The 1,823-nt window shown below is 57.2% G+C and carries 2 protein-coding genes; both read right to left on the bottom strand.

The window, feature by feature from the left end; all coding sequences use genetic code 11:
• A partial coding sequence (locus DXD48_RS09920) for a PTS sugar transporter subunit IIC (RefSeq protein ID WP_147324174.1) occupies nucleotides 1–581 on the bottom strand: 581 nt, incomplete at its 3' end.
• Nucleotides 582–806: 225 nt separating this feature from the next.
• Nucleotides 807–1,823 (bottom strand): DMT family transporter (locus DXD48_RS09925; RefSeq protein WP_370446307.1); only part of this gene is annotated, 1,017 nt, incomplete at its 5' end.

Raw genomic sequence — 1,823 nt, forward strand, 5'->3', positions numbered from 1 at the left:
CCGAGCATGGCGAAGCCCATGGCCGGCAGGATGTTGGCGGCAACGCCGCAACCGTCGATGATGAAGGGCGGGATGAAGTCGAGCAGGCCCTGGATGGCGTCGGAACCCAAATAGAAGGCGCCGCCGCACAGCAGGAAGTACTCGACGCAGCCCCAGATTCCAATTCCCCAATGAACGGCGTAGATGCCTTTGAGGTTTCCCTTGAGGGCGAACTTGTCTGCCATATCGACAAACACAGGGAACAAGGCATTGGTAATGTTGCCGATCGTCAGCGCAAGGACGGCGATGGGCATGGCGAGCGCGATGGCCGTCTCGGTACCCTGACCGAGCTGAATGGCAAACGCGCAGGCGAGCACGCCGCCGACGGTTTCGTTAGGCGGCACGTAGGCGCCGATGGAAATCGAGCCCATGAACAGCAACTCCAGGCTGGCGCCAACGGCAAGGCCAGTCTGCAGGTCCCCCAGCACCAGGCCCACGAGCGGGCACAGGACGATGGGGCGGAACGCGTAGAGGGTGCCGAGCTGGTAGTCGAGGCATCCAAACGCTCCGACTAAGCCGACGAGGATTGCTTGGACAAGCATAATTCCTCCCAATAAGGAATCTCGAACCGTCGTCACTCCCGTCGCGCGCGTTGTTGATATCAATTCCGGGAGTTCGATTCCACGGCTCGAAGCGTACCTGGTGTGCTGCTAACACCCATGCCAGGCACAAATGATTTGATACCAATTATAGGTATGCAGGTTCGCCTTATTTAATACCAGTCGCTCGGCGGGGTGTTTTTTACCGTAAACGGCAGGCGCATCCCATTAGGCACGCTCTTTGTTTCGATGGCGGACAAGCGCCACCAGAAAGCCGTCGCCAAAAGCATCGGATGCCAAGTTGGCCACAATCACCAAAACGATCATCGCTGCGCCCAAAAACTCGTTCCAGCGAAAGACCTCGCCAAAGAGGAGCGCCGACCAGCAGGGAGCGAGCACGACCTCACTCATGCAAACCAAGTTGGCCGCAAACGCGTTGGTGCGCGCAATCCCCTTGGCATACAGCACACTCGCAAGGCCGCTGCAAAAAAGGCCATGCACCAGCATAAGCCCCCACTCAAAGGGTTTCACGGAGCCTAGGTCGCCGGCAAAATAGACGATCGGAAGTATCGAGATGCCGCAGGAGATGAGCGAGGACACCATGGACGACGCATCGGGGCGAGAGTTTAAAAAGAAACACAGCCCAAAGGTGGCGCCCGAAATGACGGCAAGCAGATTTCCGAGCATGCCCTCGGCGCTCAAATCACCTAAAAAGAAAAGTCCCATACCCGTAAAAGCAACCACCACGGAGGCAATCTTCGCAGGCGAGGGCAACGTGCGAGTTGCGAGCGATTGATACACGATAACGAAAATCATCGAGGTGTACTGCAGAACGATCGCGTTGCCGACCGTCGTGAGCTGGTTGGCAAAGTTAAACGTGGTGCCCGTCACGAAGTTGCAGACGGCCACAAGGACAATAAGACGGCTGACGCGAAGGACGGGTCTGCCGACGAGCAGGATAAAGAGCGCCATAAATATTGCCGTGACGGCACCGATCAAAAGAGCTGACTGCGAATTGGCGCGAACGAGGATGCCGATAAAACTCCACAAGAGCGCCGTGCCAAATAGATACATCGCCCCGCTCACGCCATTATCGGGTGGATTGTCAGATCGAATCACGAAGCACCTCCAACTAGCTTTCGGTAATAAAAAACGGCGACCGCAATGGGTCGCCGTTTCCCTTGGGGGCAAATAATAGGCCGGGCCCTTACGCCAGCACGCCGAAGAACGCGCCGATGATGCCCA

This window comes from Collinsella sp. TM05-37 (assembly GCF_003436455.1).
GTDB lineage: Bacteria > Actinomycetota > Coriobacteriia > Coriobacteriales > Coriobacteriaceae > Collinsella.